Origin of the sequence: Streptomyces pratensis, assembly GCF_016804005.1 — a bacterium.
GTDB lineage: Bacteria > Actinomycetota > Actinomycetes > Streptomycetales > Streptomycetaceae > Streptomyces > Streptomyces pratensis_A.
This window is the reverse complement of the sequence record NZ_CP051486.1, coordinates 6,786,317-6,802,944: the sequence shown is the minus strand read 5'-3', so window position 1 is coordinate 6,802,944 and position 16,628 is coordinate 6,786,317. Positions and strand designations below refer to the sequence as shown.

General features: G+C 67.8%; 9 protein-coding genes. 2 read left to right on the top strand and 7 right to left on the bottom strand.

The genetic code is table 11. The features are described from left to right. Positions 1-77 precede the first annotated feature (77 nt). The 7 genes from HED23_RS28445 to HED23_RS28415 all read right to left on the bottom strand — a co-directional run bounded on the left by HED23_RS28445 (position 78) and on the right by HED23_RS28415 (position 11,552). Positions 78-2,354 (bottom strand): glycosyltransferase family 4 protein, encoded by a 2,277-nt coding sequence (locus HED23_RS28445; RefSeq protein WP_203186217.1) that lies wholly within the window; start codon positions 2,352-2,354, stop codon positions 78-80. Between the two features lie 363 nt (positions 2,355-2,717). Further along, the gene (locus HED23_RS28440) at positions 2,718-3,320 is read right to left on the bottom strand and encodes an acyltransferase (protein WP_203186216.1); all 603 of its coding nucleotides are present in this window, start codon (positions 3,318-3,320) and stop codon (positions 2,718-2,720) included. Between the two features lie 174 nt (positions 3,321-3,494). Then, positions 3,495-4,682: an acyltransferase family protein gene (locus HED23_RS28435; RefSeq protein WP_203186215.1), complete on the bottom strand. Its 1,188-nt coding sequence runs from the start codon at positions 4,680-4,682 to the stop codon at positions 3,495-3,497. 349 nt (positions 4,683-5,031) lie between these two features. Then, positions 5,032-7,158, bottom strand: coding sequence for an FG-GAP-like repeat-containing protein (locus HED23_RS28430; RefSeq protein WP_238442146.1), 2,127 nt, complete (start codon positions 7,156-7,158; stop codon positions 5,032-5,034). Positions 7,159-7,355: 197 nt separating this feature from the next. Continuing rightward, on the bottom strand, positions 7,356-9,008 hold the full coding sequence (locus tag HED23_RS28425; protein WP_203186214.1) for a trypsin-like serine protease: 1,653 nt from the start codon (positions 9,006-9,008) through the stop codon (positions 7,356-7,358). A 110-nt stretch (positions 9,009-9,118) separates the two neighbouring features. After that, complete coding sequence (locus HED23_RS28420; RefSeq protein WP_203186213.1) at positions 9,119-10,930, bottom strand: FG-GAP-like repeat-containing protein; 1,812 nt, start codon at positions 10,928-10,930, stop codon at positions 9,119-9,121. Positions 10,931-11,033: 103 nt separating this feature from the next. Continuing rightward, on the bottom strand, positions 11,034-11,552 hold the full coding sequence (locus tag HED23_RS28415) for a hypothetical protein (protein WP_238442145.1): 519 nt from the start codon (positions 11,550-11,552) through the stop codon (positions 11,034-11,036). A 354-nt stretch (positions 11,553-11,906) separates the two neighbouring features. Between HED23_RS28415 and HED23_RS35765 the strand changes: the two genes are divergently transcribed. Together HED23_RS35765 and HED23_RS28405 are read left to right on the top strand one after the other, a co-directional pair. Further along, positions 11,907-16,001 (top strand): polymorphic toxin-type HINT domain-containing protein, encoded by a 4,095-nt coding sequence (locus tag HED23_RS35765; RefSeq protein ID WP_203186212.1) that lies wholly within the window; start codon positions 11,907-11,909, stop codon positions 15,999-16,001. 11 nt (positions 16,002-16,012) lie between these two features. Next, positions 16,013-16,459 carry a hypothetical protein gene (locus HED23_RS28405; protein ID WP_203186211.1) on the top strand — a complete coding sequence of 149 codons (447 nt, stop codon included), beginning with the start codon at positions 16,013-16,015 and terminating at the stop codon, positions 16,457-16,459. Positions 16,460-16,628 lie beyond the last annotated feature (169 nt).

The window sequence follows — 16,628 nt, the reverse complement described above, 5'->3', positions numbered from 1 at the left end:
GGCATCGGCTTTCCGCTTTTTTCACCGGCTGTGGCTGTGGGCCCGGGAATGGAGCCCAGGCCCACAACCCGTTGCTGTCAGGCCTTCGGTGTCGCGTAGATGGTCCGGTCCAGGTTCGTGGTCACCGTGAGATTCGGGTACGACTTGGCCCACTTCCAGCCGGTCACAGTGCTGTTGATGTCACAGACGAACACGTGATCCGTCAGGTCCAGCCGGAGTTCGGGAAGTGCCTTGCGCCGGGCGATGCGGGCGAGCAACTGCGGCCTCACCTCGCGGTACCCGCGGTTGAACACGTTTTTGTGGAACGCGTTGGCCGCCTTGGTGTGCACCCGCTGCGTGGCAGCGACCGCGAGTTCGGAGGTGATGGCAGTCCTCCGCTTCCGAGCCGTCCTGCGTGCTCTACCGAGCAGGGCCCGCGGTGCCTTGTAGACGACGAAGCGTTCACCGCGGGGGATCAGCAGCCGCTTCTCACCCTGCTCGATGCTGACCATGGCCACGCGTGGGTCCAGCCCGGTGCGCCGCCACGCGGAGTTGTTGGCGGTCACCACTGTGACGTGCACACCGCGTTCCAGCAGGTGGTTCGCGAAGTCCGCGACACGGCGTGGCTTGGGAGGTGCGAGCGCGAGCAGCACAGCCCTGCCGACCTGCTCGGTCCCTTGGGTAAGTGGGTCGGGGGAGGTCTCCGCATTATCGGACCCGAGGGGAGCGGAAAGGCCAGGTGCCTGCGGTTCCTCCGCCGCGGCGACGTCCACCTCGGGGGCGCCCGGCGCCTTGACAGCCGTCGGGGCCGACGGGCGGTCCAGGTACACGTCCATCAACTGCTGGGCCACGGCAGGAGCGCCGTACCGCTGCTCGAGGACTCGGCGGGCGGCAGGGAGATCGAGCTCTGCCGCGCGTGCGCGAAGCTCCCAGTAGGCGTCGGTGATGACCTGAGGGTCGTCGCTGACCTCCATCATCGAGCCGGCCAAGGTCTCGATGCCGGACAGCGTCTCCTCCGGCCCGAAGCTCCGGGTCACGAGGACGGGAAGTCCGGCAGCGACAGCTTCGACTATGGTCATCCCGAAGGTCTCGATCTTGCTCGCGTGCACGAGCAGATCGTGCCGGTGCATCAGTCCGTTGACCTCGTCCGGCGTCACCGGGGGAAGAACGGTGAAGCGACCGGCGAGTCCCAGGTCCGTGGCGCGCATGAGGAGTTCCTCCTCCATGGCGCCGCTGCCCACCATGGTGAGCGTGACCTGGGGGTCCTTCCCCGCGACCAGCGCGAAGGCCTCCAGTAGTTCACCCACCCCCTTGTGCTTGACCAGTCGGCCGACATACAGCCACTTGCGCAGTTCCGGGGAGTAGTCGCAGCCCGTGGAGAACGAGTCGAAATCGATGACGTTCGGGACCACTCGCAGCTTGTCGGCGACGTCCGGGAATTCGGCCGCGATCTGATCGCGCAGGTATGTGCTGACACAGAGGAATGCGTCGGCCCGAACCAGCACGTCGTGGTAGAGAGCGCGTGCGGCGGGCTGGGAGAAGACCTTGTTCAGGAATGTCGCGTGTTCCGTCACCACGATGCGGGCGTCGGGCTGGGCCAGCCGCATGGCGAGCACACCACCGTAGATGCCGGCGTGGGCATGGATGACGGGGGCCTTGATCCGGCCGCCGGGCAGCGCCTTCCGCAACGCCGTTTCCTGAGCGGTGACCCAGGGGCTGTAGTTCTTCCGATGGACGAGAGGAACGGGGACGCGCAGAAGAGTTCCTTCAGGCGTGTCCAAAACGGGGATGAGTTCCCTGTTGTCCTGGAGACGGTCTGTCGTGATCTTGATCGCGTCGTTCAGTGCGGCGTCCGCAGGGCCGGACCAGTCCTCGGTGTGCATGATCGAAAGCCGGTCGAACTTGTCGGTGACGCTGCGGGTCGCCGCCTTCACGAAGGCGCCCGCATAGGGATTGTTCGGCGACGGGTACCACGGGCTGATCACGGCGATGTCGGCGGCTTCCGCGACGCGGCCGTCGGAAGCGTACGGCTCCAGGCGGAGTGTGACGTCGGGGCGCTGCTTCGTCAGCATCCAGGCTGTCGGCAGGGCCTGGGCGTCGCCCGCGACCACCGTGTCGACGGAAGCGGCGGGCCCCTTCCTGGCCAGGACGAACTTCTTCGCTGCCTTCAGCAGCGATCCCTTCTTGTCCGGGGTGAGCTGGACGATCTCGACGTTGTCAAGGGTCTCCAGCTCCGCGACGGCCTCCGCCCAGCTCTCTGTGGCCGGTACCACCAGCAGGACCCGATCGCCGGAACCCGCCAGGCTTTTCACGTGCTCGCGTGCCGCTCGCACTCGGTAACTGCCGTGTGCGAGATAGAGCACGTGGCTATTCATTTGAATCCCTTCGCACGTTCACTCTGCGCCCTGATGATCATATAGAGGCGTTATCAAGAAGGTCGCACATCCGTGCGGCGCAGCGGGGGCCAGCTTATCGCGGGCGCACCGCGACGAGACGCTGACAGAAGCGCCGTAGGCACTTGCCGCCGGGGCTCGGGCCGGCCGGTCGGGGCGCCCTCCGCCGATGGACGCACAGCGGGTTCGGGCGGGGCGTCGCAGGGTGACGCGTGCGGACCGGCAACCGGCGGCCGAGCCTGTGAACAGCTTGATGAGACGGTTCCTTCAGGGGGCCGGACGGAAGACACACCCAGCCGGGACTTCCGCTCGTCGCCAGAGCGAGGAATCCGGCCTCCCGGGGGGTCAGGCCCGGCGCTCCGACAGAACGCCGTTCCGCTCCTCGTACAGTTCGCCGCTCTGCGGGCAGACCCAGGTCCCGGGCTCGCCCGTCCTCTCGGTGAGGCGCTGTCCGCTCCGTCCGACCCAGCCGATCCGCCGTGCCGGGACGCCGACCACCAGCGCGAAGTCCGGTACGTCCTTCGTGACGACGGCGCCGGCCGCCACCATTGCCCAGCGTCCGACCAGCACGGGAGCGACACAGACGGAGCGGGCGCCCAGAGAAGCGCCTTCCGCGACCTTCACACCGACGGCCTCCCAGTCGCCGCCGCGCTTCTGCTTGCCGTCGGGGTCGACCGAGCGCGGGTTGTGGTCGTTGGTGAGGACCACGGCAGGACCGACGAAGACACCGTCGCCGAGCTCGGCAGGCTCGTACACCAGGGCGTAGTTCTGCAGCTTGACGTTGTCACCGATCTGCACGCCCGTACCCACGTACGCTCCCCGGCCCACCACACAGCCCTCGCCGAGCTTGGCCCCCTCGCGGATCTGGGCGAGCTCCCACACGCTGCTGCCGGCGCCGATCTCGGCACTGTCGTCGACCTGTGCGGTGGGCTGAACCCTGTAGTTCACGTGTCATACCTTCCGGAGAGCGGACTTGTCGAGAGCATACGAGCTGGGGTGAGGCGGCTGTGTGCCGATCCCCCTGTGGACGTGTGGCCGCCGGCCACCGCCTGCCGGAGCGGTACCGCACGGCAGGCCTGCCTGGAAACGCCGTTCCACCCGGGTGGGAGCGCTGGGAAAGTCCTACTTCTCCCCGGTCGGCGGTGCCGCACTCGACGCGGCCGACTTGAGCGTCTCGTGCCGCGGTCTCCTGGCGGGACGACGGGAACCTGTGCCCCCGCCCGGCCCCAGGCGGCGGAGCAGGCGTTCCAGTGGGTGTTCCACCCAGTGATAGGCCATGGCCGCGACGACCAGGCTGATCCCCAGCGCGAGCAGCCAGATCTTCAGGGTTTCGGCCTGCGTCTCCGGCCGGCCCAGATGACCGACGAGCGATCTGATCACGATCTCGTGGAACAGGTACCAGGCGAAGGACCAGTGCCCGAGCCGGATCATCCAGGAGCCGCCGAGCCCTGTCCTGCGGCCCTCGAGGTCAGCTGCCGCCGCCGCGGCCACGAGAAGGGCGAAGAGCGGCGCGGACAGCAGGTGCGAGGCGCTGTACGGGCTGTACCAGAAGCCGTCCGGGACAGCGCGCGACCAGGGGATCAGCGCGAGATGGCCGGCCAGGACGAGTGCGATCGCCACCGGGAGCCGCACCGGGGGGCGCCACCCGCGCTTGACCGCCAGGCCCAGGACCACACCGAGGACGAACTGCAGGGTGCGTGTCGGCGGGAAGTAGTCGAGTGCCCAGAGCCGGATCGCCGGATCGTCGAACAGCGCGCCGGATGCCCAGACGGCCACCGAGGCGGCGCACAGCGCGATGGCACACCACGTTCTTCCGCGTGGCGAGCGGAGTAGCGGCAGCATCATCACCAGCGGGAACAGGAGATAGAACCAGGCCTCGTCGCTGAGCGACCAGGCGGCGGGATTGCCGCCCACGAGGTACTGGTGCTCGGGCGTCCAGGAATTGACCAGGCCCAGTGTGGCGACGACACCCCGGAGGGAGACCTCGGTCCCCATGACACGCCATACCGCGACGGAGGCGACGACGGATACGGCCAGCAGAGGCCAGATCCTGGCGAAGCGCCTCCAGAAGAAGACGCTGGGAGGCACGGCCTTCCCGTCGTACGTCCAAGCCAGCACGAAGCCCGACAGCACGAAGAAGAAGGTGACGCCACTGCGCCCGTACCAGGTCAGGTCGCTGATCCAGGGCAACTTTCCCGTCTGCCGCGACAGGTGATAGAGAACGACCGCCAGAGCTGCCCAGAAGCGCAGTCCGGTCAGCGAGGGGAGCCGGTCACGGGTTTCTCGCGCGGATATCAGGCCCGCCGGCATGTGGTCACCATCTTCGAGTGCGGGGAATTCGTCCAGGGTGGACGCCCCCTCGACGAGCCGTCCATGTGCGTGGGGTGGGCCGTGCCGGCCACCCCTGGACGATCTGCAGAGCAGCGTACTGGGCGTCACGGGTGCCGAGCGCCAGGTGAGGCTCTCGGGGCCGCCCGGGACGCGTTCCGCTGGTTGGCGCGTACCTTCCGCAGGCCGCTCGCTCGCGGCACAGCCGCCTGAGGCGTCTGCGGGGCGGGCCGTGCGTTGCCGGCCCCGGCGGGTCCCTACGTGGTAGCACCTGTGCGGCTGCTCCGGCAGCTGAAGTGTGCCGGAGCAGCCGCACAGGGCCACTTCTGTATCAGTTGTTGTAGGTGCTGAAGAACTGTGCGGAGGCGAAGGCCCAGCTGCTGGCGGGGGCGCTCCAGCCGGCGAGGCCGCCGTTGAACAGGGTGTCGGCCCGGGCCGTCCAGGTCCACATCTTCACGGTGCCGTCAGCCTGGTGGTTCATGGTGGCGAGGTCGTCACGGCCGTCGCCGTCGTAGTCGCCCGTGACGAACTGCATGCGGCTGACGTCGAGATTGCCGGGAGGGCTGTTGAGCGTGAGCTTGGCGGAACCGAATCGGTCCTTGCCGTCGACCTTCTCGGACAGCATCGTGGACGTCTTGTCGCTGCCGTCCGCGTAGTCGTACCAGACCAGCGCGTCGTCACGGCCGTCGCCGTTGAAGTCGCCGGAGTGCGGAGTGGTTCGGTTCCAGTCCAGGGAGGTGCTCTGCCACCACGTGGCGGGAGCGGCGAAACCTCCGTTGGCAGCGGCCGGGAAGACGTAGGTCTTCACCGTGTCGTCGCCCTGGCCGTAGAAGACGCTCAGGTCGTCGCGGCCGTCACCGTTGAAGTCGCCGGTGATGAACTTGGTGCGGGTGCGCAGCCAGCTGCCTGTGGGGGCGGACCAGGAGCTGAAGGGTGCGGCGAAAGTGCCTGTGGTGGTGCTGGTGAACGTCCAGAGTTTGGTGGTCCCGTCGGGGTAGTTGTACCAAGCAGCCATGTCGTCGCGGCCGTCACCGTTGAAGTCGCCTGCCTGGGGAGTCATGTAGCTGATGTGGAAGCTGCCGGCCGGAGCGCTCCAAGCGGTGTACGGGGTGCCGAAACCGCCGTCGGCCCTGCCGAGCGCGACCCACAGCTTGACGCTGGTGTCGCTGTAGCCCTTGAGTACGGCCATGTCGCCACGGCCGTCGCCGTTGAAGTCACCGGTGATGTACTTCATCGCCTTCGTGTCCCAGACGCCGTCCGCGACGTCGTAGGACTTGAAGGGCTTGGCGATGGCGCCGTCGGTGCCACCGAGGAAGCTGTGGATCGCGTCTCGGCCGTCGGGGTAGTTGTACCAAGCAGCCATGTCGCTGCGGCCGTCGCCGTTGTAGTCGTGGCGGATGGCCGTGCCACTCGACCATACGGACTGGGCCTGTGCGTTGAGTACGACGAGGTTGCCGCGGTCCTGGAGGACTGCGGTGCCGCCAGAGGCAGAGGTCCCGGCTTCCCAGAGGTTGGCGGTGTCGGCGGAGTTGCGGACGACGAGGTTTCCGTCGGTGTTCAGCATGGCGGTGGCGCCGGCGCCGGTGGTTCCGGTGGACCAGAGGGCCTTGCCCGCGTTGGAGGTGATGACCAGGTTGCCGTCGGTCTGCATGGTCAGCTTGGCCGAGGCGGAGGCGAGAGTCTCGCCGGGGAGCAGGCGCTGACCAGGGCTGAGCCGAGAGCCGAGGACGGTGTTGTCGGCCCGGGCGGCTGTCGCGCCGGTGCGGGTCTCGGTCTCGCCGAAGCAGCCGCCCTGCCATGAGCGGCTGTTGACGCCGACGAGTTCGGGCTTTCCGTTGGTTGTGCGGAGCAGGGGGCCGCCGGTGTCGCCCTTGCAGATGGCATCGGCGGCGGTCTTGCCGGTGATGGCGAGTTCGGTGGCGCCGGCGGTGTCGACGGTGAAGGCCGCGGTGTGGAGCCTGTCAGGCACCCATTCGGTCTTCGTGCGGCCGTATCCGGCAGCTGTGAGGGTGTCGCCCGCGGCGACGGGGGTGGTGGCCACTGCTACCGGGGTGATGCCGGTCGCGGGGGTGGCGAGGCGGGCCATGACCAGATCGCGTCCTGGCCGTGGCACCAGATCGACGATCTCGCTGACGTGGCCCCCGGTGGCGTTCAGATCGGCGCGACCGATCGTGGCCACCGTTTTCAGTGCCGGCTTGCCCATGGGCAGCTCGGTGGTACCGCCGGTGAAGCAGCTGCTCGCGGTAAGGACCCACCGGGCGTCGACGAGGGCTCCGGTGCATGCCCGTTTGGTGTCGCCGTCACCGATTTCGATCTGCGCGGTGAAGGCGTAGGTACTGCCGGTGACCGGAGTCCCGACGATCGCTTGAGCAGGGGAAGTGAGGGTGAGCGCGCCTACGGCTGCTGTGGCCGACAGCAGCGCCAGCGCACGCACCGTTTGAGAGTGTCTGAAGTTCACTTGTGTTCCTCGACTGGACGTCAGAGCGGACGGGGCCGGGCCTGCTTGTCGCAGACCCGGGCCTTGCTGCAGGGCCCCTCGCCGGTGTCGGTCCTGCAGCGCTGTCGCACCGACCGGTATCAGGGCTGTTCACGGTTATCCGGCGGTGCCGCCGGATACGGCTGTGGGAGCGGAACTCGTATGCGATGCAACTGCGGTTACTGGCTGCTGCCGGTCACCGCGACGGTTCCGGGGGTGCCGGGGTAGCCGACGACCTGCTCGGTGGCGTCCCACTTGCCGTCGGCGTGGCGCACGGTGTGCTTGATCTTCCCGTCCGTGGTGACGACGGCTGCCTGGAGCTCGCCGTTGACCGCGGTGGCGTCCACCCCGACGGTGACGTCCCGGCCGAGTTCGTCACCGAGGTCGCCGAACTTGCTCCAGGTGCCGTCGGCCTTGCGGATGGCGTGCTTCTTCTCGCCGGTGACACTGGTGATGACGACCTGGAGGTCTCCCGCGACACTGGCGAAGGACATGCCGTTGACCGCCGAGGTCAGGCCTGTCCCCAGGTCGTGGACACGGGTCCAGCCACTGCTCCACGTGCCGTCGGACGCCCTGATGCCCTGGTAGGCCTTGCCGTCGGCGGCGACGCCGACCTGGCTCTGACCACCGGATGTGTGCGCGACGGTGACCTGGGTGGCATTGCCGAGCACGCCGAGCTTGGCGGTGACGTCGCCCCACTTCGACCAGACCTCACTGGCGTCCTGCGTCGCGTGGTAGACCCGCCCGTTGGCAAGACCCACCAGGGCGAGACCGGTGCCCGTGGACGTCACGGCTATGCGGGTGAGACCGGGCTTGTCGCCGAGTTCGGCCGTCAGATCGCGGAAGGCGGCCCAGCCACCTGTCACGCGGCGGTTCGCCTGGTAGAGGTGCCCGTTGCCGCCCACGGCGAAGACGTAGTTCTTGCCCTTGATGGCGGCGTCGGCGGCGAACTGTATGTCGTCGACCGGGCCGGCGACGGTCTCCACGTTGGCGAAGGAGGTCCAGTCACCGTTGCTGTTGCGCATGGCGTGGTACAGGCCGCTGGAGGTCTTGGTGAGCATCTGAAGGTTCCAGACGTTCAGGGTGGAGGCAGTGCTCTCCGTGATCCATGCCCGGATGTCGTCCACCCGGCTGGCGACGGCGCCGGTGCGGGTCTCCTCCGATCCGAGGCACCCTCCCTGCCACGACCTGCTGGCGATCGCGACGAGCTCGGGACGGCCGTTCTTCTCACGGAAGACGGGCGCACCGCTGTCGCCCTTGCATACGGGGGTGCCGTCGATGCCGACCGTGGTGGTCTCGACCGTGCCGACGCTGAAGGCTCCGGCATGGAGCGAGTCGGGGACCCACGTGTCCGCTGTCCGGCCGTAGCCGGCGCCCGTCAGGGATTCGCCCGCAACGGGGACGGCGGTCGCCGGGTGCAGGAAGGAGGGGCCGGCGACCGGGGTGGCGAGCTTGGCCAGCACGAGGTCACGGTCCGTGCGGGGCACCAGCTGCGTGATCGCCCGGACGTGTCCCGCAGTGGAGGTGAGGTCGGTCCGGCCGATGGTCGCGGTGGACGGGAGCGCCGGGGCACCGGCGACGAGAGAGGCCGGGTCGTCGCCGAAGCAGCTGGCCGCGGTGAGCAGCCACTGGTTGTTGACGAGGGTCCCGGTGCAGGCGCGGCTGGCGTCGCCTTCGCCGATCTGGATCTTGGCGGTGAAGGTGTAGGTCTTGTCGGCGACCGCGTCACCGATGACGGCCTGGGCCGGTGAGGCGAGGGTGAGGGAGCCGACCGCCGCGGTGGCGGCCAGCAGGGATGTCGCCCGCACTCTGCGGGAGGTTCTGAGGGGCACGTCGATTCCTTGAGAGGCTCAGGCGAAGGGTGGTCAGGTCTCGGCTGCGTCAGCCCGTGCCGGTGCCCCGGGCCCGTGGCGGGTCCGGGGCACCGGCCTGCGTGCAGGCGTCAGACGACGCTGCCGCTCCAGTGCCTGACGGGCGCCTTGACGCCGGTCCCGGTGCTGGTGAAGGAGAACAGGGAGTCGATGCGTCGGCCGTCGGCGGTCGTTCCCGAGCGGTAGAGGTCGCCGATGTCGTCCTTGCCGTCGTTGTCGAAGTCGCCGCTGACGACCTGACTGACGGCCCAGCTGAAGGACCCGGTGCTCGTCCAGACCTCACGGGGTGCGGCGAAGTCGGTGCCGTCGCCGGTGAGGGTGAAGAGCGCGGACTGGTGGACGCCCTCTGTCGTGGTGCCGCGGTTGTAGAGGATGCCGATGTCGGCCCGGCCGTCGCCGCTGTAGTCGCCTGAGGTCAGCTTGCTGGCGCTCCAGTTGAAGGATCCGCTGCTGGTCCAGGACTTGCGGGGGTTGTTGAAGAGGGTGCCGTCGCTGGTGAACGTGTACAGGGAGGAGATGAACTTGCCGTCGGCGGACTTGCCCCCGTTGTAGAGGACGGCGACGTCGTCCTTGCCGTCCTTGTTGTAGTCGCCCGAGGTGACCTGGCCGGCGGACCAGGTGAAGCCGCCGGGGGTGGTCCAGGTCTTGCGGGGGTTGTTGAAGTCGGTGCCGTTGCTGGTGAAGGTGTAGAGGGAGGAGACGGCGCCGGTGTCGGAGGATCCGTTGTCGTAGAAGACGGCGACGTCGTCCTTGCCGTCTCCGTTGTAGTCGCCCGAGGTCACCTTGCTGACGGCCCAGTTGAAGCCACCGGTGGTGGTCCATGTCTTGCGGGGGGCCTTGAAGCCGGTGCCGGTGCTGTTGAACGTGTAGAGGGAGGAGACCGCCCCGGTGTCGGAGAATCCGCTGTCGTAGAAGACGGCGACGTCGTCCTTGCCGTCACCGTCGAAGTCGCCAGCGGTCAGCTTGCTCTTGTCCCAGGTGAAGCCGCCGGGCGTGCTCCATACGTTCTTGGGGGCGGCGAAGCCGGTGCTGGTGGCGTAGAAGGCGAACAGCGAGGACCGGTTCTTGCCCTCGGGGGAGGTGCCGTTGTCGTAGAAGGCGGCGATGTCCTCCCTGCCGTCCGCGTTGAAGTCACCGGAGGCGACCTGCGACTCACCGGGCAGGGCGCGGACCTGCTGCACCCAGTCGGTGATGTCGTCGAGGCGGGTCTCCACGGCGCCGGTGCGGGTCTCCTCGGAGCCGAGGCAGCCGGCCTGCCAGGACGCGCTGTGCACGGCGACGAGCTCGGCCTTGCCGTTCGTCTCGCGCAGCGCGGGGCCGCCGGCGTCTCCCTTGCAGATGCTGCCGCCGTCCCGGGTGACGGCGACGGTGGTGGCATCGGCCTGCGTCACGGTGAACGCACCGGCGTGCAGACGGTCGGGCACCCAGGTGGCCTTGGTGCGGCCGTAGCCCACGGCCTGCAGCGTCTCACCCGCGGTGGGCGGGGTGGCGGCGAGGAGGACGGGGGCGATGTCGGTGACCGGAGTGGCGAGCTTGGCCATCACCAGGTCGCGGTCCGCGCGGGGGACCAGTTCGCTGATCTCGACGACCTTGCCCGCGGTGCTGTTCAGGTCGGTGCGGCCGATGGTTGCCGTGGCCTTCTCGGCCGGCGCGCCGGCGGGTATCGGGAAGGCGGGCTGTCCGGCGGCGGCGAAGCAGCTGCTGGCGGTGAGGACGTACTGGGCGTCGACGAGGGAGCCGGTGCAGGCGCGGGCCGTGTCGCCTTCACCGATCTGGATCTTCGCGGTGAAGGCGTAGGTGTTGTCGGCGACGGCGTCACCGATGACAGCCTGAGCCGGGGTGGTGAGGGTGAGTGCGCCGACTGCGGCCGTGGCGGCCAGCAAGGATACGGCCCGCGCTTTACGAGGGGGTTTGACAGGCACGTGAAGGCCCTTCATATGGTTGTGCACGGAGAACTGGCGGAGGAGGGGCTGGACTGACGCCAGGTCACCCGGCAACGCGTATCTCGACGAGCACCGAGCGGGCGCCGCCGATGGTGCCTTCACCGACGGACTCGAAGCCGTTCTGGGCGACATCGACGATGGTCGTCTCACCGTTGGCGGTGAGGTCGGCGCTGATGGGATGGTCGGCGGCTTCCAGGGCGAACACCCGGGGGAGCGAGAGCGTGATGTATCCCGTGGCGCCGGTGGCCTGGAAGCAGTAGGTGCCGGCGCGGCCGACGGTGTCGTCCTTGACGGTCATGACCCTGATCTGGTCGGCCGCCAGGTCGCAGTCGGCGAGAAGGATGTTGCCGTCGCCCTTCTTCAGCTCGATTCCCTTGGCCGCCAGGATTCCGGCGGCGCCGGGGTAGGAGAAGTCCTCCACCGCCGACGGCGGGGCCTCTTCACTCACTGCGGACGCGGTGGTCCCGGAGGTCTCGGCGGCGAAAGCGAGCGGTACCCCGATCAGTGCCGCCAGGGCGCCTATAGCCCCTGAAACAAAAAATGCGCGCGTGCGGAAAGCCACCGGTATTCCTTTCAGGCGTGACAGCCTGCGAATCCGGAGGCCCCCCGCCCAGATGTTTGTGTAGAAAGAGTAAAGGTGTAAGTGCAATCTAGCTGTTGGGTGACGGTACGTCAACCAAAAACTTTGCAGACAAATTTTCCGTTATAGTGCACGATCTCCGGTTATGGCCGCTTGATCAAGTGTCCATGATTGCGGCCAATGTTGCGTTTCGTTCGGTGCTTCTTGTTCGCCTGCTCCTCGTGCTCTGCTGTGCGCGGGGGCGTCCAGGGTGAAGGTATGTGAACGCTTCAAGTCAACAAAAAAACCTAAAATCGCTGCTCCTTGCGCTCTCCCGTGGTTCGCGAAAGGGGGCAGTTGAGGCTTGACGTGTGTGGTTTTCCTCTACGATCGCGGCGTCGTATTCGGAGATCGGTAACGGAAGTTGCCGACATCAGAAACGGAAAATCCGTGAAGCGAAGATTCACCCGCCCTGATCAGCGGAGGGGCATACGTGGCGCGATACGCGTCCTTGTCCTGGGCCTGCTGTCCCTTGCCCTCACGTTCGGCCTGCTGGGCTCTCCGCCCTCAGTGGCTGAGGATGGAACACCAGACCTGGCAGGGGGCGTCGCGACCGCTCCAACTGACCGCGGCCGGATAGTCAACCTGTGGAAGTCCGGGGGACCGGGGGTCAAAGCGGCTGCCGAAGCGGCTCTGGCCGGGAGCGAGACCGACGTGGTGGCGTTTCTCACCGCGGTGGACGGGATCGCACTCCAAGACGACCGGGTATCAGCGGCCCAGGTCGCATCGGTCGGGGGCTCAGAGTTGCTGGCCGCAGCCCGTAAGGCGCTTGCGGGTACCCCTACGGAGTTGCGGCTGTTCCTCCGGACGGGCTGGGAAGCTCCGATGGAGGAGGACCAGCGGGTTCGGGTGGCGCAGGTCATCGATGCGGGTGGGCCGGTTGTCCAGGATGCGGGTCGGGCCGCGCTGGCGGGTTCGGCGGAGGATGTGGCTGCGTTCCTGAAGGAGGGGCAGTTCGTTCAGCGTGAGCAGGACGAGCGGGTGCAGCTCGTCCAGGTCATCGGTGTGGGCGGCACGAATGTGCGGGCTGCGGGCCGGCTGGCGTTGAGCGGTGGAGCCGATGACATCCGGGAGTTCTTGACGGTCGGGCAGTTCGTCGCCCGGGACAAGGACCAGGAGCAGGCGACAGTCGCCCAGTTGGCCGCGCAGGCGAAGGAAGCCGGTCGGCAGGCTGCCGCGGAGACGGCGGCTGCGAAGGCGGAGTCCGCCAAGGCGGTGGAGGCTTCGAGGCTGGCGAAGGAAGCGGCGCTGAGGGCCGCGAAGGAGGCCGGGGAGGCGAAGGACGACACCGAAGAGGCGGCCCGGGCCGCGGGCCGGGCTGCCAAGGCTGCTTCGCAGGCTGCCGCCGCCGCGCAGACGGCGATCGATGCTTCGCGTGCCGCGAACAATTCCGCGCGTGTCGCGGCGAACGCCGCTTCCCAGGCCGCTGCCGCTGCGGCCGGTGCCTCGCAGGCCGCGTCGCGCGCCCGTAACGCGGCCGCAGGCGCCGCTGTGGACGCCGGCAACGCCGCCGCGGCGCGTGAGGCTGCGGAGAATGCCCGCAATGCCGGCAAGGGTGCGGCGCTGGCCGCCGATGCCTCGGATCAGGCGGCGATCGCGGCCGACGCGGCCGGCGACGCCGCGCATGCCGCCGCGAGCGCGGGGGCCAACGCGGACATCGCGGCCAATGCTGCGATCGAGGCCGGTAATCTCGCCGGGCAGTCCGGCGCGGCTGCTGCCCAGGCGCGTGCCGCAGCTGCGGCGACGAAGCGTCACGCGGCGGAGGCCAACCGTGCCGCGGCCGCCGCCGAGGCGCTGGCCCGCAAGGCCGCTGTTGCCGCTCGCGAGGCCGGTGCCGCCGCCAGGTCGGCGGCCACACACGCCAACAACGCGGCCGCGGCGGCTGATGACGCGGCCGAGCACGCCGGTGACGCCGCGCAAGCGGCCGGCAAGTCCACCCTGCACGCCGACGCGGCTACCACTGCCGCGAACGCCGCGACCGCAGCGGTGGCCACCGCCCAGAAGGTCTACACCCTCGCGCGCGAGGTCGAGACCGAGGAACTGTTGGGGCGGACCAACGGGGGGATCGAGCGCGCCCGGGACCAGAAGGAGGCCGACGAGGCCCGCACCGTAGGCCTGGCCGAACTGAAGCAGGCGGCCAAGGACCGTGACACCGAGCGGAACCGCCTGGTGGCACTGGCCGCTGAGCCCGGCGCCGACCTCGCGGCGGTTGCCGGTCAGGGCCGTGACCTTGCGGTCCTGACGATGAAGAACGGCACCGCCTGGGGCCGGGCCGCAGCCGAGGCCGCCCTCGCGGGACCCGACGAGGTGGTGATCGACTACCTCCGCAACGGCTGGAGCACGGCGAAGGAGCAGGACGACCGCTCCTACGTCGAACGCCTCGCGGAAGAGAGCGTGGCCAAGGAGGTACGGGAAGCGGCCGAGACCGCCCTGGACGGCGACGCCACCGCCGTCACCGCGTTCATCGACAACGGCCAGTACCAGGCCGGAGCCGAGAACATGCGCGTCCTGATCGCCCAGACCATCGACGGCGCCGGACCGATCCTGGCCGAAGCCGGCCGGGCGGCCCTGGCCACCAGTGATCCGAAGAAGTACGACGCTTTCCTGAGCGACACCCAGTTCACCGCCCGCACCCAGGACGAACGGGTGCGGGCAGCACAGCTGGTCTCCTCCGGGGGCCCGGAGGTCAAGGGCGCGGCCCGCATCGCGTTGGAGGGCTCCGACCAGACCCTGCACGCCTTCATCGCCACCGGCCAGTACAAGGCCCAGCGCCAGGACCTGCTCAACGCCACCCACGTGGCGCAGGTCCAGAAGATGATCGCGGACGCGGCGAAGATCGCGGCCACCGCCCAGCAGAACGCCGCCACCGCCCAGAAGGTCGCGGCCATCGCCCGCAAGGCGGCCGCAGAGGCCGAGGACTGGGCCAAGAAGGCCAGCGACTCCGCCGGCAAGGCACAGGACTACGCCGACGAGGCGGCCCAGCACGCCAAGGATGCCTCGGCATCCGCCGCATCCGCCGCCGCCTCCGCGAAAACCGCACGCGACGCGGCCAACAGCGCCGACATCGCAGCGACCGACGCCGCCAGCTCCGCAGCCGACGCCACCCTCTCCTCGGAACTGGCCCAGGTCCACGCCTCCAACGCCGCATACTCCGCCGACCAGGCACGCCTGTCGGAGCTTGCCGCGGGCAAGGACGCGGCAGCCGCACTCGCTGCGGCTACCGAGGCGTTCTCCATCGCGGTCACCAAGCAGCGCCAGGAAGAAGAAGCCCGGCGCAAGGCCGCGGTCGCGGAGAAGGAGAAGAACGAAGCCGGTCAACGGGCCGCGGCGCTCTACCGCTGCGGCCAGGGGATTATCCCCTGCGATCCGCAGGAATTCGTCCGCTGGTGCCAGCACAACGAGATCTACTGCAGCATCCTGTCCAAGGGCGACGAGTTCGGCGAAGCCATGGACGAGCTGTGGGACGGCGCCAAAGCACTCGCTGGACTCAGCGACCTCGAAGCCTGCATGAAGAACAAGGACCTCGAAAACTGCTGGACACTCGCAGCGGACGTCCTCGTCGGCGCCAAACTCAAGGCACTGGACAAGGCAGTCGACGCCCTCAAACTCCTCAAGCGCGGCTGTTCCAAATGCTTCCCTGCCGGCACCAAGGTTCTTATGGGGGACGGCTCCTCAAAGAATATAGAAGCCGTTCGGCCGGGCGACAAGGTGATCGCTACAGATCCTGTTACCTCGCGAACAGCTATCCGCGAGGTTACCCGGCAGATCGTCACTGAGGACGACAAGGCTTTCAACGAACTCACTCTGGCTACGAGTGCCGGACGCGAGACGCTGACGGCGACATACGAGCACCCGTTTTGGAGCCCGTCGCAGCGGCGCTGGATTGAAGCCGGTGCACTCCAGCCGGGTATGACCCTCCTGAGTCGTGGTGGGGCCACGGTACAAGTGGAGGAAAACCGGTCCTTCGTTCAGTGGCGGGCGACCTACAACCTCACCGTTGAAGAGATCCACACCTTCTATGTGCTTGCAGGTGTGACTGCGGTCCTTGTGCACAATTCGGTGTGCGATCCGCTTTTCGAGGGCGACGGATTCCAGCATGCCCTTCACAACCACGTTGACGGAAGCCCTGGTGCCTCGATAGACAAGACGGTGTTTTCGGGGTACATGGATCCGGACGAGATCGGTGATCTAATTATCGATACAGTGCGGAACACAAAAGGGAAGCCCAACACGAATGACCCTCAGACTGGACTGCCTCGAGACGGGCTCATACATACTCTGGAGTTCGATTACCCGATCGGCTCCACCCAAGGGAGCTCCCCGGAACTTCTTTACATCGTCGAAGTAATCGTAAATCCGGACGGGTCGATCCGTACCGCCTACCCCAGGTGAGAATCGCTCGAGTGGAGAAGAGGAACAATATGCGCTGGCAGCTTACGGGTCCTGGGAATGCCGTATGGTACTGGAGCCCTGGAGGTGAGGAATTGGAGATTGGAACCACGTATGTAGGTGATGCGCTGAAAAGTCTTCTGCAGTCCGCGCGGGACCTCCAGATCGGGTCCGGCTCGTCCATTTCACACTTCCTGGATGAGCCAGGAGGGACGCGAGTCTTCTTCTCCGGTGCAGTGGACGAAGTCTACGTGCAGATCGTCTCTTTCGATGACCTGCAATCCGAGATTAATCGGTGGGCCGGCGGGAAACTCAGATGGGCCGGGCGCGTCTCCACGAGCGACTTTGTGGATGGGGTACGCGCGATGGCTGAACGGCTTCTGTCCGAGGTTGGCGAATCCGGCTACCTCAAGCGGTGGGGTGCCCCATTCCCCATGAACGAGCTGCATGCCCTCCATTGATCTGTGACTCCGTCGCAATCAGGGTGGACGGGCAGGAAATGGTGAAACGCCTCCTGTCCTGAAGGCTCGCCACTGTGGGGGTGAGCGCGTTTTCTGGTGTGGGCTCCACGGAAACCTGTCAGGTCCGAGGAGGCCGAAGCCTCCTTTCGGAGGGCTTCGGCCTCCTCTG